The following is a 19,119-nucleotide window of genomic DNA, read 5'->3' as shown; positions in this document are numbered from 1 at the left end:
CCAAGCATGAAGAAACTGTTCGCCGCGTTCGCTGCCGCCGCCGTCATCGGCGCCCCGCTGGCCCAGGCCGCCGACACCCTGACCGTCGCCGCCACCCCGGTGCCGCACGCCGAGATCCTCAACTTCGTCAAACCCATCCTGGCCAAGGAAGGGGTTGAGCTGAAGGTGAAGGAATTCACCGACTACGTGCAGCCCAACACCCAGGTCGCCGAGAAGCGCCTGGACGCCAACTTCTTCCAGCACCAGCCGTACCTGGATGAGTTCAACAAGACCAAGGGCACCAGCCTGATCGCCGTCACCGGCGTGCACATCGAGCCGCTGGGCGCCTACTCCACCAAGTTCAAGAAGCTCGACGAGTTGCCCGCCGGCGCCACCGTGGTGATTCCCAACGACGCCACCAACGGCGGCCGCGCCCTGCTGCTGCTGGACAAGGTCGGCGTGATCAAGCTCAAGGACAACAAGTCGATCACCGCCACCCCGAAAGACATCGTCGAGAATCCGAAGAACATCAAGGTGCGTGAGCTGGAAGCGGCCACCCTGCCGCGCGTGCTGACCCAGGTCGATCTGGCCCTGATCAACACCAACTACGCCCTGGAAGCCAAGCTGAACCCCACCAAGGACGCCCTGGCCATCGAAGGCGCCGACTCGCCCTACGTGAACATCCTGGTGGCCCGCCCGGACAACAAGGACAGCGCCGCCATGCAGAAGCTGGCCGCCGCCCTGCACAGCCCCGAGGTGAAGCAGTTCATCCTCGAGAAGTACAAGGGTGCCGTGGTGCCGGCGTTCTGATTGCCGCGACGCTGACGCTCAGGAAAAGCCCGGTCGAATGACCGGGCTTTTTCGTTTCTGGCTCTCTGCTTTTCAGCTTTAGAGGTTTCTGCTTTTCGTAGGAGCGAGCTTGCTCGCGAACCCGCCCAGCCCAGGCGTCACCGGCAAACACGGTTCGCGAGCAAGCTCGCTCCTACAGGTACGCCGGAAGCCGCCGACTAGGCGCAACAAGTTCAGACACTTACTTTTCGGCCACCACGGCAATGCCCGTGGTCGGGTTTGACAGCCCGCAGAAAGGGCGCTTCAGCGCCAGTAGGTGCATGTGAAAACGGCGTACGTTTTTGCAGGCCCCCGCACGCAGAAAATCTGCAACGCTAGATGGTGGAGCGCGCGGGGAGGCCTATTGGTCTGCCGGTTCCTTTTCCCGGTCTGTCAACCCCGCGCGTTCCGCCCCCACTCGATTGACAGCGAGCCAAGGCGGGCTCACTTCCGAAAAGGAGCCTTCCACATGCAAGAGACCTACACCCCCACCTTCTTCAAACGCCACCACCGCACCCTGCGCGCAGTCCTGATCGATCAGCAGCCGTGGTTTTCCGCCTACGACCTGGCGCGCCTGCTGGTGGTGCATTACCCGCAATCCTTCCACCACCGCTTCTTGGCCCACGAAGTACGCAGCGTCCGCCTGCAGTACGTCAGCGGCAAGGAGGAGGTCATCGAAATGCTCAGCGAGGCGGCGCTGTACAAGGCGCTCGTGCGTTTCGGCCACCCCGAGGTCCAGACCCTCGACCTCTGGCTGACCAGAGAGGTTATCCCGGTACTGCGCGACCAAGTCGGCGAGGACAGCATGCATCCCAGGAGGGTGCTGATGACCTGGCACTCCCAACGACTGACGCTGCTGAGCTGGCAAGGCGATCTCTGGATGCCCTGGGAAGACATGCCCCGGCTGGTGGCCGCACACCTCTGACTTCCCCCGCGAACCCAGCGAAGCTGCCTGGGTTCGCCCTATCACGGGCCTTCTGGCGATTTTTTCGCCAACCTTCCCTGCATATTTTCCATGCCACAAAGGCATCGGATTTTCACGGATTCGCGCAAAGCCACGAACGACGAGGCTTGCAGCGGTTCGGCAAAAACACATAGCACCGAAAGTTATTTAAACAGGATAAACAATCACTTCAAGAGCTAAGGCGCTCCGCCAATCATGCAGGTCCGTTCCAAGCGCGACTTAGAGCCGCGCAGACCTGCAAGGAGATCGTTCATGGCTCAACCCCAGCATGCCCTCGCGCCGGATGCCTTCCTGCGCCACGTGCCCGGCGGCGACCTGGTCGATCTCGGCCGCCCGCTGCGCCACGCGCTGGAGCTGGGCCGCCACGTGCCGGCGAAAGCCCGTGCGCTGAGCCGCCGCGAAGCCGTCCTGCTCGGTCTGTTCGCCCTGACGCTGCATGGCGCGGTGATCTACTGGCTGAGCCAGCAGCCCACCCCGCAACTGCCGGAGGTGCCGCCGCAGGTGCCGCCGATGACCATCGAATTCACCGCACCGACTCCGCCGGTAGTCGAACCGCCGCCGCCCGAGCCGATCCCCGAGCCTGTGGTACAGGAGCCGCCGCCCCCTGTGGTGGACGAGAACGCGGTGAAACCGCCGCCGCCCAAGCCGATTCCCAAACCCAAGCCGAAACCGGTGGCCAAGCCCAAGCCCGTGCCCAAGCCGGTCGAGCAGCCTACGCCGCCCAAGGCCGAAACCCCGCCGCCGCAACCGGCTCCGCCAGCACCGGCTCCGGCCCCGCTGACGCCGCCCTCGGCCAATGCCGGTTACCTGAAGAACCCGGCGCCGGAATACCCGCCCCTGGCCCAGCGCCGCGGCTGGGAAGGCACCGTGTTGCTGCGCGTGCACGTCCTCGCCAGCGGCAGCCCGAGCGAGATCCAGGTGCAGAAGAGCAGCGGCCGCGACGCCCTCGACGATGCCGCGGTGCGCGCGGTGAAGCGCTGGAGCTTCGTCCCCGCCAAACGCGGCGACGTGGCCCAGGAAGGCTGGGTCAGCGTGCCCATCGATTTCAAATTGCATTGATTCCCTTTGCCCAGATCAGCCGCACGAGAACCGCGGAAGGAGAACACCCATGAGTCTGCCCCTGAACCCCCTGGAAACCGTCGAAGGCGCAGTCATCTGGCTGCTGGTCGGCTTCTCCGTCGTCACCTGGGGCCTGGCCCTGGTGAAAGGCGTCCAGTTCACCCGCCAGAAGTCCCAGGACAAGCGCTTCCAGAAGCAGTTCTGGAGCGCCACCAGTCTCGAATCCGCCGGTGACCAGGCCGCCGGCAAGCCCGGCGCCGGTGCCCGCGTGGCCCAGGCCGGCTTCGCTGCCATCCAGGTCCAGGACAACGGCCAGCCGGACCTCGCCCAGTCGATCAACCACCAGGACCGCCTCGAACGCGCCCTGCGCCAGCAGATCCAGCGCGAGCGCCGCTCCCTGGAGTCGGGCCTGGCGGTGCTCGCCTCGATCGGTTCCACCTCGCCCTTCATCGGCCTGTTCGGCACCGTGTGGGGCATCATGGAAGCGCTCAAGGGCATCAGCGCGGCCGGTTCCGCCAGCCTGGAAACCGTCGCCGGCCCTATCGGCAGCGCGCTGATCGCCACCGGCGTGGGCATCGCCGTCGCCGTGCCGGCGGTGCTGGTCTACAACTACTTCCTCCGTCGCCTGAAGCTCACCGCGGCCGACCTCGACGACTTCGCCCACGACTTCTACAGCCTCGCGCAGAAGAGTGCCTTCCGCGTCGTCGCCCTGCCCACCGCCACCCGCAAACCGGCGGCTGGCGCCAGCGTGAAGGAGGCGAGCTGACATGGCCTTCTCGACCCAGGACAGCGACGAGGTTCTCTCCGAGATCAACGTCACCCCGCTGGTGGACGTGATGCTGGTGCTGCTGGTGGTGTTCATCGTCACCGCGCCGCTGCTGACCAACGCCATCCCGATCAACCTGCCCAAGACCGAGGCGGTCGCTCCGCCGGAGCAGAAGGACCCGCTGGTGGTGAGCATCGATGGCGCCGGCAAGTGGTTCATCAACAAGGACGAAATCCAGCCCGAGCTGCTGCAGAGCAACCTGGCGGCGGCCAAGGCCAAGGACGCCGAAGTCCGCGTGCAGCTGCAGGCCGACGAGACCGTGAACTACGGCCAGGTGGCCAAGGCCATGGCCTCCATCGAGAAGGCGGGGATTACCAAGCTGGCGGTGATCACCGCGCGCTGAGGAACCTGTAAGACACCTGAAACAGAGCGGGTGTAGAAAGGGACCTTCCACATCGTACCGAGCTTCAAGGCCGCTCTCCCAATACTCAGGCAGGGGTGAGCGGCCTTTTTTTATTTGCGCGCTTCGCGCCGATGGGTGTTGACCGCGTAGGGCGCATAACCCGGAACGGGTTATCCGCCGCAGGCCCCACGGCGGATAACTCTGGCGCGTTATGCGCCCTACCCGCTGCCAATTCCGCGCCAATGGTTGTGGATCACGTAGGAGCGGACTCCGTCCGCGATGTGCAACGGCCAGCTCCGGGCCGCCGGCAATCGATCGCGGACGAAGTCCGCTCCTACGTCCAGAACCGTGGGCGCATAACCCGGAACGGGTTATCCGCCATCGGTCCCACGGCGGCTAACGCTGGCGCGTTACGCGCCCTACCCGTTGCCAATCCCGCGCCAATGGTCATGGATCCCGTAGGAGCGGACTCCGTCCGCGATGTGCAACCGACCGGCTCCGAGCCGCCGGCAATCGATCGCGGACGAAGTCCGCTCCCACGCCCAGTTGGCGTAGCGGTGCACCGCCGTTCGTCGTCCGCCCCGCCCTGGCAATAAACCTATGCCTTTCAGGCCCTTCCGTGGCCGCCAGTCTTCCACTAAGTTGATGACAGATGGAGACCTGAGGGGTACCGCATGACATTGTCTCCCGCTTCGGAAGGCCCGTTCTATCCACCGACACTGGGGGTGCCGGAACGCTTCACACCCGCACAGCTGCGCGCCTCGCTCGACATCACCATGAGCGAACACGGCGCCGGTCCGGTGTGGCTGTTCGCCTACGGCTCGCTGATCTGGCGCCCGGAGTTCCCGGTGGCCGAGGCGCGCCGCGCAAGAGTGCACGGCTACCACCGCGGCCTCTACCTGTGGTCGCTCACCCACCGCGGCACGCCGGAAGCGCCGGGCCTGGTGCTTGGCCTGGATCGCGGCGGCTCCTGCTCGGGCTTCGCCTTCCGCCTGCCCGACGACAACCTCGACGCCAACCTCTACGCGCTCTGGGAACGGGAGATGCCCTACGCGTCCTACCGTCCCGAATGGCTCAATTGCCGCCTCGACGACGGCACCCGCGTGCGCGCCCTGGGCTTCGTGCTGGAGCGCCATCTGCCCAGCTACGCCGGTTCGCTGCCCGACAACATCGTCCAGCACGTGCTCGACAGCGCCCAGGGCCACTTCGGCACCACCCGCGATTACGTCGAACAGACGGCTCGCGCCCTGCGCGAATGCGCCATGCCCGACCTCAATCTGGAAGGCATCCTGGCGCGCTGCTGCCCGTTGCGCCGGGTGCAGGAATAAAGCACTTATCGCCGTTGGTTAGATAGAAATACCGCATAAGCAAAGAATTTCTTATTCCTTAACGAATATTAAAACCCTCCCTAGAATGCCTTCTCATGACGATTCGAGAGGGCCGCCCCATGCGCAACGAACGCATCCGCTACCTGATCGTGCCGGGCTGGCACGGTTCCGACGACGCCCACTGGCAGAGCCACTGGCAGCGCGCCCTGCCGAACGCCGCGCGGGTGCAGCAGCAGGACTGGATCACCCCGCAGCACAACGACTGGGTCGCCGAGCTGGACCGCGAAATCCGCCGCGAGCCCGGCCGCGTGGTGCTGATTGCCCACAGCCTGGGCTGCGTCACCGTCGCCTCCTGGGCGGCCCGCGCTGACCGCCGCGTCCTCGCCCAGGTCGCCGGAGCCCTGCTGGTCGCCCCGGCCGATGTGGAGCGCGAGACGTGCCACGCGGCCCTGCGCAACTTCGCCCCCATCGCCGCGCAGAACCTGCCCTTCCCCGCCGTGCTGGTGGGTTCGGACAACGACGCTGCCTGCAGCCCGCAACGCGCACTGATCCTCGGCCGCGCCTGGGGCGCGGAGACGGTGATCCTGCCGTCGGCCGGGCACATCAACGTGAAATCCGGCCACGGCGCCTGGGAATCGGGCTACCGTCATCTGTATCGCCTGCAGTACCTGATCGACCAGCAATCGCGCCAGCGCGCCTGACCCCCGAGGCAGAACGCGCGGTGTGACGACCGCGCCTATCCCCTCGCGGCGCGGTTTCGGCTAGGGTGAGGCATAGCCCACGCCGGAGACTGCCATGCCACCGCTGCACGAACTGTCCGCCGTCGAACTGCTGGCGCTGTACCGCTCCCACCAGCTCTCCCCCGTCGAGTACCTCGACCACCTGATCACCCACATCGACCGCTGGGAGCCGCAACTGCGTGCGCTCTATGCCTTCGACCCGCAACGGGCGATGGAGCAGGCGCGGCGCTCGGAGGCGCGCTGGATCCGCTGTGCGCCCTGCGGCGAGCTGGACGGCGTGCCGGTGACCATCAAGGAGCTGATCGCCACCCGTGGCGACCCGATCCCCCTGGGCAGTGCCGCCACCCTGCTGCAACCTTCTACCGACGACGCACCGCCGGCCGCGCGGATGTTCGAGGCCGGCGCGATCCTGCTGGGCAAGACCACGGTGCCGGACTTCGGCATGCTCTCCTCCGGGCTCTCCAGCTTCCACGAACTGGCGCGCAACCCCTGGGACCTGCGCATGAATCCCGGCGGCTCCAGCGCCGGCGCGGCCTCGGCGGCCGCGGCGGGCTACGGACCGCTGCACATCGGCACCGACATCGGCGGCTCGGTGCGCCTGCCGGCCGGCTGGTGCGGCCTGGTGGGCTTCAAGCCGAGCCTGGGACGGATTCCCATCGACCCGTACTACACCGGACGCTGCGCCGGCCCGATGACCCGCACCCTGGACGACGCGGCGCTGATGATGAAGCACCTCGCGCGCCCGGACTGGCGCGACGCCACCGCCCTGCCGCCGGCGGAGCTGGACTGGCACATCGAGCCGCTGGAGGTACAGGGCCTGCGCATCGGCCTGCAACTCGACCCCGGCTGCGGCCTGCAACCCGATGCGGAAGTTCGCGCCGCCGTCGAGTCCGTCGCCCGGCGTTTCGCCGAGGCGGGAGCGGAAGTGGTGGAGGTGCAGCCGATCCTCGACCGCGAGCTGCTCGATGGCCTCGACAAGTTCTGGCGCGCCCGTCTGTGGGCCGAGCTGGAAAACCTGCCGCGCGAGCGCCAGGCCAAGGTGCTGCCGTACATCTTCCAATGGGCCGAAGGCGGCTCCGCAGTCAGCGGCACCGACGCGGTGCGCGGCTTCAACCGCACCTTCGACATGCGCCGGCGCGCCGCCGAGCAGTTCCACGAGATCGACTTCCTGCTCTCGCCGACCAACCAGGTCGCCTGCTTCCCGGCCGAGTGGGCCTCGCCCACCAATGACCCGGCGCTGCCCTTCGAGCACATCGGTTTCACCGTGCCGTGGAACATGTCCGAGCAACCGGCACTCTCAATCAACTGCGGCTTCACCAGCGCCGGCATGCCCATCGGGCTGCAGATCGTCGGCCCGCGTTTTGCCGACATCGAGGTGCTGCGCCTGGGCAAAGCCTACGAACACTGGCGCGGCCCCATCAGCCGCTGGCCGCAGCCGCCGGGAGCCAGCTAGGCTCAGACCATCCGCCGAGCACAAGGAACCGATCGCGCGCCCATGTTCTACACCCATTACATCGCCCACTTTCTGGTGGTCATCCAGATACTGGGGATCATCGCCGCCGTCCACGCCGTGCTCAGCGTGCGCACCGCCCAGGGCGCCATCGCCTGGGCGACGTCGCTGGTGTTCATGCCGCTGCTGACCCTGGTGCCCTACCTGGTGTTCGGCCGCAGCCGCTTCGACGCCTATATCGGCGCGCGCCGCCAGGCCAACGAGGAAATGCACGTAGCCGCCGCCGAACTGGACTGGCGCCCCTGGGTGGAAGAGGCCCTCGCTGCCCGCCAGTACCATGCCTACAAGTCGCTCAAGGCCATGGTCGGGCTGGCGCGCATGCCGACCCTGGCCAACAACAAGGTGCGCCTGCTGGTGAATGGCAAGGCATCGTTCGACGCCATGTTCGAGGCCATATCCAGCGCGCGCCAAGTGATCCTCGTGCAGTTCTTCATCATCCGCGACGACGCCCTCGGCCAGCGCCTGGCGCAGCTGCTGCTGGAGCGCGCGGCCAACGGCGTGGACGTGTTCGTGCTGTACGACGGCATCGGCAGCCATTCGCTGTCACGCCGCTACGTGGAGAAGCTGCGCCAGGGCGGTGTGCAGGTACACGCCTTCAGCACCGGCAGCGGGATGATCAACCGCTTCCAGGTGAACTTCCGCAACCACCGCAAGATCGTGGTGGTGGACGGCGTGCGCGGTTTCGTCGGCGGGCACAACGTCGGCGTCGAATACCTGGGCGAGAAGCCGCCGCTGGCGCCGTGGCGCGACACCCACATCGAGCTGCATGGTCCGGCGGTGGCGTGCCTGCAGGAATGCTTCGCCGAGGACTGGTTCTGGGCTACCCACGCGCTGCCGACGCTGATCCTGCCCGATGGCTACGACGACGCCGGGATGCTCTGCCAGGTGGTCCCCAGCGGCCCGGCGGACACCCAGGAAACCTGCTCGCTGTTCTTCGTCGAGTCGATCAACGCGGCGCTGGAGCGGGTGTGGATCACCACGCCGTACTTCGTCCCCGACGAGGCGGTGTTCGCCGCCCTGCGCCTGGCCGTATTGCGCGGGGTGGACGTGCGCATCCTGCTGCCCGCACGGCCGGACCACAAGACGGTGTATGCCGCCTCCAGCCTCTACGCGCTGGAAGCCGTGCGCGCCGGCATCCGGGTATTCCGCTACCAGCCGGGCTTCCTGCACCAGAAGGTGGTGCTGATCGACCACGACAGCGCCGCCGTGGGCAGCGCCAACCTGGACAACCGTTCCTTCCGGCTGAACTTCGAGGTCATGGTGATCACCGTCGACGAAGGTTTCGCCCGCGACGTGGAGAACATGCTGGAGGAGGACTTCGCCCAGTCGGTGGAGATGACCCTGGACGACCGCAAACGCGTGCACCGGCTGCAACAGCTGGGGATGCGGGTGGCGCGGCTGGTGTCGCCGATTCTCTGAGGTCGCTTCTACAGATCAAAAGCCCCTCACCCTAACCCTCTCCCGCAAGCGGGAGAGGGGACCGTATGGTGCAGGATGAAACCACAGCGTCAGCCGGCACGATCTGCCCCCTCTCCCTACGGGAGAGGGTTGGGGTGAGGGAAAGCCAAGCGCAGATTTCGCAGAACGATTCCCTGCACAAAAGAAAACGCCCGACTCACTCTCGTGAGCCGGGCGTTTCTTTCTCTAGCGCGAGGTCATCAGGCTGGCGCGGAGGAGCGGATCAGGTGGTCGAAGGCGGAGAGCGACGCCTTGGCGCCTTCGCCGACCGCGATCACGATCTGCTTGTACGGAACGGTGGTCACGTCACCGGCGGCAAAGATGCCCGGCAGCGAGGTTTCACCGCGAGCGTCGACGATGATCTCGCCACGCGAGGTCAGTTCGATGGTGCCCTTGAGCCAGTCGCTGTTGGGCAGCAGGCCGATCTGCACGAAGATGCCTTCCAGCTCGACGGACTTGAACTCTTCCGAGTTGCGGTCCTTGTAGACCAGGCCGGTGACCTTCTGGCCATCGCCTTTCACTTCGCTGGTCAGCGCGCTGGTGATCACGTCGACGTTCGGCAGGCTGAACAGCTTGCGTTGCAGTACGGCGTCGGCGCGCAGCTTGCTGTCGAACTCCAGCAGGGTCACGTGGGCGACGATGCCGGCCAGGTCGATGGCCGCTTCGACGCCGGAGTTACCGCCGCCGATCACCGCCACGCGCTTGCCCTTGAACAGCGGGCCGTCGCAGTGCGGGCAGAAGCACACACCCTTGGCCTTGTATTCCTTCTCGCCCGGCACGCCCATTTCGCGCCAGCGGGCGCCGGTGGCGAGGATCAGCGACTTGGCCTTGAGGCTGCCGCCGCCCTCGAACTGCACTTCGTGCAGGCCGCCGGCGGTCTTCGCCGGAATCAGCGCGCTGGCGCGCTGCAGGTTCATGATGTCGACGTCGTAGTGCTTGACGTGTTCTTCCAGCTGGCGAGCCAGTTTCGGGCCTTCGGTCTCGGTCACCGAGATGAAGTTCTCGATGGCCATGGTGTCCAGCACCTGGCCGCCGAAGCGCTCGGCTGCCACGCCAGTGCGGATGCCTTTACGGGCGGCATAGATCGCCGCCGCAGCGCCGGCCGGGCCACCGCCGACGACCAGTACATCGAATTCTTCCTTGGCCGACAGCTTCTCGGCTTCGCGGGCCGCGGCGCCGGTGTCGATCTTGGCGAGGATTTCTTCCACGCCCATGCGGCCCTGGCCGAACACTTCACCGTTGAGGTAGATGCTCGGCACCGCCATCACCTGGCGACGCTCGACTTCTTCCTGGAACAGCGCGCCGTCGATGGCGACGTGGCGGATGTTCGGGTTGAGCACAGCCATCAGGTTCAGCGCCTGGACCACGTCCGGGCAGTTCTGGCAGGACAGCGAGAAATAGGTTTCGAACTCGAACGAACCCTGGATGCCCTTGATCTGCTCGATCACTTCGGCGTCGAGCTTGGACGGGTGGCCGCCGACCTGCAGCAGCGCCAGCACCAGGGAGGTGAACTCGTGGCCCATGGGGATGCCGGCGAAAGCCAGACCGATGTTCGCCCCCGGGCGGTTCAGCGCGAAGGACGGCTTGCGCGCATCGCTGCCATCTTCACGCAGGGTGATCTTGTCGGTCAGGCCGACGATTTCGTGCAGCAGCTCGCTCATCTCGCGGGATTTGTCGCTGTCATCGAGGGACGCGACGATTTCGAACGGCTGCTGGACCTTTTCCAGATAGGCCTTCAACTGGGTTTTGAGAGTGGCGTCCAACATGATTCAAATCCTCGGAATTTGAGCAAAGGGGTTCCCCGGCGAGCTGTTCAGCCCACCCTACGCACGCTTTTGGCTTTGGCAGGGAGGATGCCGGTAGGCATCCTCGGGGTATAGCAAACGGTTCGGGGAGCGCAGTGGGCGGGCGCCCGGTGGTTGCGGGGCGGGAGCCGCCGCGCAACCGCTCCCCGAGCGTTCTTAGATCTTGCCGACCAGGTCCAGGGACGGAGCCAGGGTCTTCTCGCCTTCTTTCCACTTGGCCGGGCAGACTTCGCCCGGGTGAGCGGCGGTGTACTGGGCAGCTTTCAGCTTGCGCAGGGTCTCGCCGACGTCACGAGCAATCTCGTTGGAGTGGATTTCGACGGTCTTGATGATGCCTTCCGGGTTGATCACGAAGGTGCCGCGCAGGGCCAGGCCTTCTTCCGGAATGTGCACGCCGAAGGCGTTGGTCAGCTGGTGGGTCGGGTCGCCGATCAGCGGGAACTGGGCTTTGCCAACGGCCGGGGAAGTTTCGTGCCACACCTTGTGGGAGAAGTGGGTATCGGTGGTCACGATGTAGACCTCGGTACCGGCTTTCTGGAACTCGGCGTAGTTGTTGGCGGCGTCTTCGATCTCGGTCGGGCAGTTGAAGGTGAAGGCTGCCGGCATGAAGATCAGAACGGACCACTTGCCCTTCAGGGACTGCTCGGTGACTTCGATGAACTTGCCATTGTGGAAAGCGTTGACCTTGAACGGTTGAACGGCGGTGTTGATCAGATTCATTAGGCAATTCCTCGTAGAGAGTTGTCGTTTAATCGAGTGGTCGATCGGTTGAAATTCGACAGGGGCAAGATTATCGCCTGATGACAAGGAATGCCCATTGATTTAGGGCATCATGAAAATTGAGTCTCTCTATCAAGAGAACTATAAAAGGAAGAAGTTTCCTATCAGACGAAGCGCGACGTCCTACGCCTCGATCCGCCCCGCCAGGCTTCTGGCCCGAGGCTTTCAGCCCGCCCCCGACGCGGCGGCCAAGCCACCTTCGCCCGAAAGCGCCGCGAGGACAACGTCAGTCTCGACGTACGGCACTTCGAAGAATGTCGAGCCCGGCGCTTTCCTGCCCCACTGGTCAAGCCTGCTCCGCTGCCTATGCTTGTGCCTGGGAGCCTGCGCCACGCGGCTCTCGATGCCCACGGACAGCCTTCGCGAAGCGGCGCGGCGCGGCCGCACGCATGACGACGAGGACTCCCGATGATCCAGTTCCTGCTCGGTGACGAAGCGGTCCAGGCCGAAGGATTCGTGCCGGAGACCAGCCTGCTCGACTACCTGCGCATCCACCGCGCACGCACCGGCACCAAGGAGGGCTGCGCCTCGGGCGACTGCGGCGCCTGCACCGTGGTGCTCGTCGAACCGGAGGCTGACGGGCTGCGCTACAGGGCGGTGAACGCCTGCATCACGTTGCTGGGCGCGGTGCACGGGCGCCAGGTGCTGACCGTGGAACACCTCGGCGAGCCCGGTGCGCTGCACCCGGTGCAACAGGCCATGGTGGACTGCCACGGCTCGCAGTGCGGCTTCTGCACGCCGGGCATCGTCATGTCGCTGTTCGCCTGGCACCACTCGCCGCCGCCGCATGATCGCGAGACCGCACTGACTGCGCTGTCCGGCAACCTCTGCCGCTGCACCGGTTACCGGCCGATCCTCGATGCCGCCACGCAGATCGCCGGGCAGCCATGCCGCGACCGCTGCGAGCAGAACACCGCCCTGACCGCCGCCCGTCTGCGGGAAATGTCCGGCGCCGGCAGCCTGCGCGAGGGCGAGGCACAGGCCTGGCTGCCTGGCTCGCTGGACGAACTGGACAGCCTGCTGCAGAGCCATCCGCAGGCCCGGTTGATCGCCGGCGGCACCGACCTGGCGCTGGAAGCCACGCAGGCTCTCAAGGCCTTCCCGGCGCTGATCCACCTGGACCGGGTGAGCGAATTGCATCGCCTGGAAGTCCACCCCGAGCACCTGCTGATCGGTGCCGCGCGGACCTACGCCGATTGCCTGCAGGCGCTGCAGGAATTCCCCGGCGTCGCCGCCCTGCTGGAGCGCCTGGGCTCGCTGCAGATTCGTCAGCGCGGCAGCCTGGGCGGCAACATCGCCAACGCCTCGCCCATCGGCGACATGCCACCGGTGCTGCTGGCCCTGGATGCCCGGCTGCGCCTGCGCAGGGCGGGAGCCGTGCGCGAAATCCCCATCGACGGCTTCTTCACCGGTTACCGCAAGACGCTCCTGCAGCCTGGCGAATACATCGAGGCCGTGCTGATCCCACGCCTGCGCAGTCACCAGCGGTTCCGCGTGGACAAGGTGTCCAAGCGCCGCGACGACGACATCTCCGCCGTGTGCCTGGCCCTGCGCCTGGACCTCGACGAAACAGGCACGGTCATCGACGTGCGCCTGGCCTGCGGGGGCATGGCCGCCACGCCGTTGTGCGGCGCGAAGACCGAAGCGGCCCTGCGCGGCCGGCCGTTCAACGCGGCTGCCGTGGCCGTCGCCCAAGCCGCGATACCAGAGGATTTCCAGCCCATCGACGACCTGCGCGCCAGCGCCGCCTATAGCCTGAAGGTGGCGCAGAACCTGTTGCAGCGCGCACTACTGGAATGGTCCCCAAGCCTTGCCGAGGTGCGCCATGCGTAGCCTGCCACCGCTGGCCAGCAACGGCGTCGCGGTCGCCGTCCACAGCGCCGGCAAGCCCCGCGAGCACGACAGCGCGGCGCTGCACGTAAGTGGCGCGGCGCGCTACGTGGACGACCTGAAGGAGCCGCGCGAGCTGCTGCACGCCGCCGTCGGCCTGACTGAAATCGCCTGCGGCGCCGTGCTTTCCCTTGACCTCGACGCCGTGCGCAGCGCCCCCGGCGTCGTGGCGGTGCTGACCCTGGACGACGTGCCCGGCCACACCGATATCGGCCCGGTGTTCCCCGGCGACCCGCTGCTGGCCGGCGAGCGGGTGAAGTACCACGGCCAGGCGCTGTTCGCCGTCGCCGCCGAGTCGTTGATCCAGGCCCGCCGCGCGGCGCGCCTGGCGAAGGTCGAGTACGCCGAAGAACAACCACTGATCGACCCGCTGCAGGCCAAGGCCGAGGAACGCTTCGTGCGCCCGCCGCACCACATGCGCCGGGGCGATGCGCAGGCGGCGCTGGAAGCGGCTCCGCAGGTGCTGGAGGCCTGCCAGTTCATCGGCGGCCAGGAGCACTTCTACCTCGAAGGCCAGGCTTCCCTTGCCCTGCCCATGGATGACGGCGGCATGCTGGTGCACACCTCCAGCCAGCATCCCAGCGAAGTGCAGAAGCTGGTGGCCGAGGTGCTGGCGATCCCGCTGGCCAGGGTCACCGTGGAAGTGCGGCGCATGGGTGGCGGCTTCGGCGGCAAGGAAACCCAGGCAGCGCCCTTCGCCTGTCTCGCCGCGCTGCTCGCGCACAAGACCGGCCGCGCGGTGAAACTGCGCCTGCCACGCGCCGAGGACATGCGCCTGACCGGCAAGCGCCACCCCTTCCACAACCGCTACCGTATCGGCTTCGACGACGACGGCCGGCTGCTCGCCGCGCAGCTGGAAGTGGTGGGCGACTGCGGCCACTCGCCGGACCTTTCCGACGCCATCGTCGACCGCGCGATGTTCCATGCCGACAACGCCTACTTCATCCCCGACGTCGCCATCTCCGGCTACCGCAGCTTCACCAATATCGTCTCGCATACCGCCTTCCGCGGCTTCGGCGGCCCGCAGGGGATGATGATCATCGAGCGCGCCATGGACGACATCGCCCGCGCGGTCGGCAAGGACCCGCTGGAGGTGCGCAAGCTCAACCTGTACGGCGGCACGCTCGCCGGTGGACAGGGCCGCGACCTGACGCCCTACCACCAGAAGGTCGAGCACAACCTGCTGGGCGAGCTGATCGCGCGGCTGGAACTGAGTAGCGACTATGCGATGCGCCGCTCGGCAATCCATGAATTCAATGCGCGGAGCCCGGTACTGAAGAAGGGCCTGGCGCTGACGCCCGTGAAGTTCGGTATTTCCTTCACCGCGCAGCACCTCAACCAGGCCGGCGCGCTGGTCCACCTCTACACCGACGGCAGCATCCAGCTGAACCATGGCGGCACCGAGATGGGCCAGGGCCTGAACACCAAGGTGGCGCAGATCGTCGCCGAGGAATTCCAGGTGCCGCTGGAGCGTGTGGTGATCACCGCGACGCGCACCGACAAGGTGCCCAACACCTCGCCCACCGCTGCCTCCAGCGGCACTGACCTGAACGGCATGGCCGCCCGCGATGCCGCCCGCACGCTGAAGAAGCGCCTGATCGACTTCCTCGCCGAGCGCGATGGAGTGAAGCCCCAGGAGATACGTTTCGAGCACGGCGGCGTGACCGTCGGGGCGCAGCACCTGGACTTTACCGCAGTCATCCAGGCCGCCTACTTCGCCCGCGTCCAGCTCTCCGCCACCGGCTTCTACCGCACGCCGAAGATCTTCTACGACCGCGAGAAGGGCCAGGGCCATCCGTTCTTCTACTTCGCTTACGGCGCGGCGGTGTCCGAGGTAGAGGTCGACACTTTGACCGGCGAATACCGCGTGCTGCGGGTGGACATCCTCCACGACGTCGGCCGCAGCGTGAACCCGGCCATCGATATCGGCCAGATCGAGGGCGGCTTCATCCAGGGCATGGGCTGGCTGACCACCGAGGAGCTGCGCTGGGACGACACCGGCAAGCTGCTCACCGTAGGACCGGCGACCTACAAGATTCCGGCGGTCAGCGATGCACCGGAAGACTTCCGCGTGGCCCTGTTCGACCGCCCCAACGAGGAGGACAGCGTGTACCTGTCCAAGGCCGTGGGCGAGCCGCCGTTCATGCTGGCGATCTCGGTGTGGTCGGCGCTGCGCGACGCCATCGCCAGCCTGGTGGATTATCGGCTGAGCCCCGATCTGGATACGCCGGCGACGCCGGAGCGGGTACTCTGGGCTTGTGAGGCGATGCGCCAATCCGAGCTGGAGAACCCTCACCCTAGCCCTCTCCCAGAGGGAGAGGGGATTGAACGGCGCGAAGCGAACCCACGGACTCATCCGGCGACTTCGGCACCCGAAGAGATGTCGCTCTCCACCGCTGCTGCGAACAGCTCCCTCTCCCTCCGGGAGAGGGCCGGGGTGAGGGGGTACCCCAACGCGCCGGCCCCCGAACAGGAACCTGAAGCATGACCCGCACCTGGATGGACGCCATCGCCCGCCTGCGCGACAGCGCCGAAGGCTACGTGCTGATCACCGTGATCGGCGTGCAAGGCTCCACGCCCCGCGAGTCCGGCTGCAAGATGCTGGTCACCGCCGGGGAAACCTTCGACACCATTGGCGGAGGTCATCTGGAGTTCGCCGCCATCGAGCACGCGCGCCAGCTGCTGCTGGCCGGCAAGGACAGCCAGGCGCTGGAGCACTTCCCCCTCGGCGCGCGGCTGGGCCAATGCTGCGGCGGGCGCGCCAGCCTGCTGTTCGAGTGCTTTGCCGCGCGCGGCCCGCAGGTCGTGCTGTTCGGCGCCGGCCATGTGGGTCGCGCCCTGGCGCCGCTGCTGGCGGGGCTGCCGCTGCGCCTGGAGTGGGTGGACAGCCGTGCGGCCGAGTTCCCCCAGTCCGTTCCCGAGGGCGTGCGCATGCGCCTGCTGGAGGATCCGGAAGACGCCGTGCACGAGGCGCCGCCGGGCAGCTACTTCCTGGTCATGACCCACAACCACCCGCTGGACTACGCCATCGCCGAGGCCGTGCTCAAGCGCGGCGACGCGGGATTTCTCGGCATGATCGGCTCGCGCACCAAGGCCCGGCGCTTCCAGATGCGCCTGGAGCAGCACGGTTATCCCCAGCAGGTGATCGAGCAGATGCACTGCCCCATCGGCCTAGCCGAAGTGCCGGGCAAGCGCCCGCTGGAAGTGGCGATCTCGGTCGCCGCCCAGGTGATTGCCCGCTATCAGCAGGACGCGCCCGCGCGCCAGACCCGCGAAGGCGTGGAGTGGGCAGCGCTGTGTAGCGAAGGGGCCTGCGGAAACGAAGCGGAAAGCGCAAAAACCTGACCAGTGGGACAACAGTTTTCCCCACCCGCGCCGATACACTCAACGACCCCGTCTCTTCGCCCGCCGCCTGGCGGGCGTTTCGTTGTGCGTTCGGAGGAAAACAAGAAATGCGCCTGCGAAGTATCCAGACCCAGCTCATCCTCAGCATGGGCGCCGCCCTGCTGATCAGCCTGCTCATCGTCCTCGGCCTCTACGCCGTGCTGGTCAACCGCCTGAGCGAGCGCTACCTGCTCGAACAGGCGCTGCCGGCGAGCATCCAGGCGATTGCCAACGACTTCGAGAAACGCCTCACCGGGCCGATCACCGCCGCGGCCGGCATCGCCGACAACAGCCTGGTGCAGGACTGGCTGGCCGCCGGCGAAAGCCCCGAGCGCCTGGCCGAATTCACCCGCTACCTGGGCGGCATCCGCGCCTCGCAGAAGGCCTTCTCGGCGCTGATCACCTCCAACGCCAGCGGCGCCTACTACAGCGACAAGGGCAAGGAACGCACGCTGAGCCGCAGCGAGCCGAAGGACAGCTGGTACTTCCAGTTCATCGACAGCGGCAAGCCGCGCATGTGGAACATCGACACCGATGGCAGCACTGGCGAGCTGGCGCTGTTCATCGACCAGCGCGTGGAGCGTGACGGCAAGCTGCTGGGCATCGCCGGGCTGGGGCTGGAGATGCGCGAGCTATCGACGCTGATCCGCGACTTCCGCTTCGGCCAGTCCGGCCGCGTGTACCTGGTGAAGAACGACGGCCAGGTGCAGATCCATCCCGACACCGCGTTGCCCAAGGGTAGCGGTCTGGCCGACCTGATCGGCGCCAGCGCCGCGAGTGCGCTGCTCGGCCAGCAGGGCTTCCACAGCGCCCGCTTCGAACGCGACGGCGAGGACTACCTGGCTGCCAGCCTGCCGCTGCATGACCTGGGCTGGACCCTGGTGAGCGAAGTGCCGGAGGCGGAAATCTACGCCGACGCCCGCGAGGCGCTGGCCTTCTCCGGCCTGGCTGGCGCCGTGGTTGCGCTGCTCTGCCTGGCGCTGGTGGTGCTGATGGCACGCAGCCTGGCCAGGCCGATTCGCCAGGTCACCAGCGCGTTGCTGGAGATCGGCGCGGGCGGCGGCGACCTCACCCGCCGTCTGGACGACAGCCGCGCGGACGAACTGGGCGACCTCGCCCGTGGCTTCAACCGCTTCCTCGAAGGCCAGCGCGCGCTGATCGGCGCGGTGCTGGGTACCAGCCAGCAACTGCTGCGCACCGTCGGCGAAGTGGCGCAGGTGGTGGACAACACCGCCGACCGTGCCGGCCGCCAGCAGGAAATGACCGACATGGTCGCCACCGCGGTCAACGAGATGGGCAGCACGGTGCAGGAGATCGCGCGCAACGCCGAGCAGGCCGCCAGCGCCTCGCAGCAGGCCCGTGAGGAAGCCGGCGAAGCACGCCGCGTGGTCGGCGGCTCGCTGCAGGTGGGCGAGCGCATGTCCGGCGAGATCGGTGAAGCGGCCAGCGCCGTGGGCGAACTGGCCGGCCAGGTGGCGAGCATCGACCAGGTGCTGGCGGTGATCCGCGGCGTCTCCGAGCAGACCAACCTGCTCGCGCTCAACGCCGCCATCGAGGCGGCCCGCGCGGGCGAGCTGGGCCGTGGCTTCGCCGTGGTGGCGGACGAGGTGCGCACCCTGGCCAGCCGCACCCAGGGCTCCACCGACGAGATTCTCACCATCATCCAGCGCCTCAAGGACGGCGCCGAGACGGCGGTGCGCTCGATGCACTCCAGCCAGCAGACCACCGGACAGAGCCTGGCCGCCAGCGAACAGGCCGGCGCCTCGCTGGGCGCCATCGCCGATCAGGTGGAGCGCATCAGCGACATCAACCACCAGGTCGCCACGGCCACCGAGGAGCAGTCGGCGGTGACCGAGGAGATCAACCGCAACGTGCAGGGCATCGCCGACCTGGCCCACGCCACCACCCGCGAAGTGCAGCACGGCCGCGAGCAGTGCCGGCAACTGCGCACCCTCACCGATGACCTGGCGCGGCAGATGGCGCAGTTCCGCCTTTGAAGGCCCCGGCGCCGGCCTTGCGCCGGCGCCTTTTCCCCAGAGTTACCCACAGCCTTTTCAAGCGAAGCGGCAGGCCTTTCGCTGTAGCAGGCGGGTGATGCCGGCCGATCAGCGCCCGAAGTGTTTCGCCGGCGAGACAGGTTTCCCACAAGTTGCCCACAGATTGTCCAGAGACTTGCCCCCAGCTGCCGGGGCGCCATGCGTCAGCCGAGCGAAAAGCGCGAGCCC

General features: G+C 67.0%; 15 protein-coding genes and 1 pseudogene. 14 read left to right on the top strand and 2 right to left on the bottom strand.

Annotation, left to right across the window (positions count from 1 at the left end):
* Window positions 1-6 precede the first annotated feature (6 nt).
* The 9 genes from HNP46_RS03980 to cls all read left to right on the top strand — a co-directional run bounded on the left by HNP46_RS03980 (window position 7) and on the right by cls (window position 8,996).
* Complete coding sequence (locus tag HNP46_RS03980) at window positions 7-789, top strand: MetQ/NlpA family ABC transporter substrate-binding protein (RefSeq protein ID WP_184586207.1); 783 nt, start codon at window positions 7-9, stop codon at window positions 787-789.
* Window positions 790-1,276: 487 nt separating this feature from the next.
* Window positions 1,277-1,732, top strand: a complete 456-nt coding sequence (locus HNP46_RS03975; RefSeq protein ID WP_184586206.1) for a BRO-N domain-containing protein — start codon at window positions 1,277-1,279, stop codon at window positions 1,730-1,732.
* Window positions 1,733-2,023: 291 nt separating this feature from the next.
* Complete coding sequence (locus tag HNP46_RS03970; protein ID WP_184586205.1) at window positions 2,024-2,830, top strand: energy transducer TonB; 807 nt, start codon at window positions 2,024-2,026, stop codon at window positions 2,828-2,830.
* Window positions 2,831-2,879: 49 nt separating this feature from the next.
* On the top strand, window positions 2,880-3,596 hold the full coding sequence (locus HNP46_RS03965; RefSeq protein WP_184586204.1) for a MotA/TolQ/ExbB proton channel family protein: 717 nt from the start codon (window positions 2,880-2,882) through the stop codon (window positions 3,594-3,596).
* Window position 3,597: 1 nt separating this feature from the next.
* Window positions 3,598-3,999, top strand: a complete 402-nt coding sequence (locus HNP46_RS03960) for an ExbD/TolR family protein (protein WP_081518837.1) — start codon at window positions 3,598-3,600, stop codon at window positions 3,997-3,999.
* 674 nt (window positions 4,000-4,673) lie between these two features.
* Window positions 4,674-5,327: a gamma-glutamylcyclotransferase gene (locus tag HNP46_RS03955; protein ID WP_184586203.1), complete on the top strand. Its 654-nt coding sequence runs from the start codon at window positions 4,674-4,676 to the stop codon at window positions 5,325-5,327.
* Between the two features lie 119 nt (window positions 5,328-5,446).
* Window positions 5,447-6,028: an alpha/beta hydrolase gene (locus tag HNP46_RS03950; RefSeq protein WP_184586202.1), complete on the top strand. Its 582-nt coding sequence runs from the start codon at window positions 5,447-5,449 to the stop codon at window positions 6,026-6,028.
* 94 nt (window positions 6,029-6,122) lie between these two features.
* Window positions 6,123-7,520 (top strand): amidase, encoded by a 1,398-nt coding sequence (locus HNP46_RS03945; RefSeq protein WP_184586201.1) that lies wholly within the window; start codon window positions 6,123-6,125, stop codon window positions 7,518-7,520.
* Window positions 7,521-7,562: 42 nt separating this feature from the next.
* Window positions 7,563-8,996 (top strand): cardiolipin synthase, encoded by a 1,434-nt coding sequence (gene cls, locus HNP46_RS03940; RefSeq protein ID WP_184586200.1) that lies wholly within the window; start codon window positions 7,563-7,565, stop codon window positions 8,994-8,996.
* A gap of 239 nt (window positions 8,997-9,235) precedes the next feature.
* Here the strand turns inward: cls and ahpF are convergent, their stop codons facing one another.
* A complete protein-coding gene (ahpF, locus tag HNP46_RS03935; protein WP_184586199.1) occupies window positions 9,236-10,801 on the bottom strand; it encodes an alkyl hydroperoxide reductase subunit F in 1,566 nt (521 codons plus the stop codon).
* Window positions 10,802-10,996: 195 nt separating this feature from the next.
* Window positions 10,997-11,560 carry an alkyl hydroperoxide reductase subunit C gene (gene ahpC, locus HNP46_RS03930; RefSeq protein WP_184586198.1) on the bottom strand — a complete coding sequence of 188 codons (564 nt, stop codon included), beginning with the start codon at window positions 11,558-11,560 and terminating at the stop codon, window positions 10,997-10,999.
* A gap of 468 nt (window positions 11,561-12,028) precedes the next feature.
* On the opposite strand from ahpC, the gene xdhA reads away from it, so the two are divergent.
* From xdhA to HNP46_RS36135, 5 genes and pseudogenes are all read left to right on the top strand, one after another.
* The gene (xdhA, locus tag HNP46_RS03925; RefSeq protein WP_184586197.1) at window positions 12,029-13,453 is read left to right on the top strand and encodes a xanthine dehydrogenase small subunit; all 1,425 of its coding nucleotides are present in this window, start codon (window positions 12,029-12,031) and stop codon (window positions 13,451-13,453) included.
* A complete protein-coding gene (gene xdhB, locus HNP46_RS03920; protein ID WP_184586196.1) occupies window positions 13,446-15,998 on the top strand; it encodes a xanthine dehydrogenase molybdopterin binding subunit in 2,553 nt (850 codons plus the stop codon). Before xdhA ends, xdhB begins: the two co-directional genes overlap by 8 nt.
* Window positions 15,995-16,855 (top strand): xanthine dehydrogenase accessory protein XdhC, encoded by an 861-nt coding sequence (gene xdhC / locus HNP46_RS03915; protein ID WP_184586195.1) that lies wholly within the window; start codon window positions 15,995-15,997, stop codon window positions 16,853-16,855. Before xdhB ends, xdhC begins: the two co-directional genes overlap by 4 nt.
* Before the next feature lie 107 nt (window positions 16,856-16,962).
* Window positions 16,963-18,024: pseudogene (locus HNP46_RS36140) on the top strand (HAMP domain-containing protein); the annotation flags it as partial.
* Between the two features lie 129 nt (window positions 18,025-18,153).
* Entirely contained in the window at window positions 18,154-18,891 is a 738-nt protein-coding gene (locus HNP46_RS36135; protein WP_409372397.1) for a methyl-accepting chemotaxis protein, read from the top strand.
* The last annotated feature ends 228 nt before the right edge of the window (window positions 18,892-19,119 follow it).

It is taken from the genome of Pseudomonas nitroreducens, from assembly GCF_014204515.1.
GTDB lineage: Bacteria > Pseudomonadota > Gammaproteobacteria > Pseudomonadales > Pseudomonadaceae > Pseudomonas > Pseudomonas nitritireducens_A.
The sequence above is the reverse complement of the archived record's forward strand: the minus strand, read 5'-3'. Positions and strand labels throughout refer to the sequence as shown.